This window comes from Pseudomonas sp. 05T35, assembly GCF_056396605.1.
In genome coordinates this window covers 1-1223 of record NZ_JBFTLU010000748.1, presented here as the reverse complement: position 1 = coordinate 1223, position 1223 = coordinate 1, and the positions used below count along the sequence as shown (strand labels likewise).

Annotated in this window: 1 protein-coding gene; it reads right to left on the bottom strand. The window is 55.6% G+C overall.

What is annotated here, in order from left to right; translation table 11 throughout:
• Positions 1-1218: transporter substrate-binding domain-containing protein (locus tag AC1DH9_RS29470; protein WP_477809370.1), on the bottom strand; the 1218-nt coding region annotated here is incomplete at its 3' end.
• Positions 1219-1223: the final 5 nt, after the last annotated feature.

Genomic DNA, 1223 nt, shown 5'->3' with positions numbered 1-1223 from the left:
GTGCAGGTAGTCGAGGAGCGGATTGCCTTGAGTGATGGCCAGGCTCTTTCCATTCAATTGCTCAAGACTGATTGGGCTGGAAGTGCTCTTTCGGGTCAGTAGTACRAATGAATTTTCCAGGTAGGGACGGGTGAAGCTCAGTTGCGCCTCGCGCTCGGCGCTGGGAATCATCGCGGCGATCAGGTCGGCCTGGTTCCCTTTGACCTGGCTGATCATCTCGCTGTCACTTTGGCTGCGGTGAATCTCGAAGCGTAAACCGGTTCGAAGCCTGATCAGTTCGAGCAAGTCGGCGGCGATTCCCCGAAAGCTCTCGTCGGCGTCAAAGAATGTCAGTGGGGCGAAGGTATCGTTGACGACCACGCGAACGACAGGGTGCTGCGCAAGCCAGCGTTCCTCGCGGTTGGTCAGTTGCAGTTTGTGGTCGGTCAGAAGGATGTCGCTGCCCGCGCTCCAGCGTTTGGCAATATTTTCCCGCTCGCCCGCAGGCACTTCCTTGAGTACTGCGTTGATGATTGCCAGCAGGTCTGGATTGTCCTTGCTGACTGCGAAGCTGAAACCATAGGCCTCATGTTTGCCGAAGTTGGCCATCCGTACATTTTTCAGATAGCCCTTGTTGATCATGAAATGGGTGGAAATGGTATCGCCAAGGAATACGTCTGCCTGGTCGAAGGCGACGGCATTGATCGCATTCTGGTAGGACGGGTAAGAGGTGATGATGGCCTTGGGATATTGCGCCTTTACCTCTTCCAGCGGCAGATAGTGATAGACCATGCTTAATCGCATGTCGGCGAGACCCTCGGTCAATGATCGGCTTTCGGCGTTCCGGGTGACCAGAACCGGTTGATCTATGGCGTAGGGGGCAGACAGTACGATGCTGGAACGTCGTCCTTCAAAGCTATTGGCCGTTCCGAGCAGGTCGACATCGCCGTTTTCGAGTGCTTCGATGGCGGCCTCTCGGGAGAGGTAACGACGGACCTTGATCGGCAGGCCCAGGGATTGTGCAAGAACCCCTGCGTAATCAGCGGTGAAACCCTCATAGTCGTGACCGCTGATCGTTAAATCGAAAGGAGGGTAGTCAGGCGCTGAGGTCCCCAGGATCAGTTCACGCTTGTTTTGCAGCCACAACCGTTGTGATTTATCCAGTTGAACGTCCATGTAGCCTGCCGTTGAGCGACTGAGCAGTGCGTAATTTCCGACTCCGCTGTCTGCTCCTGACACAGAGG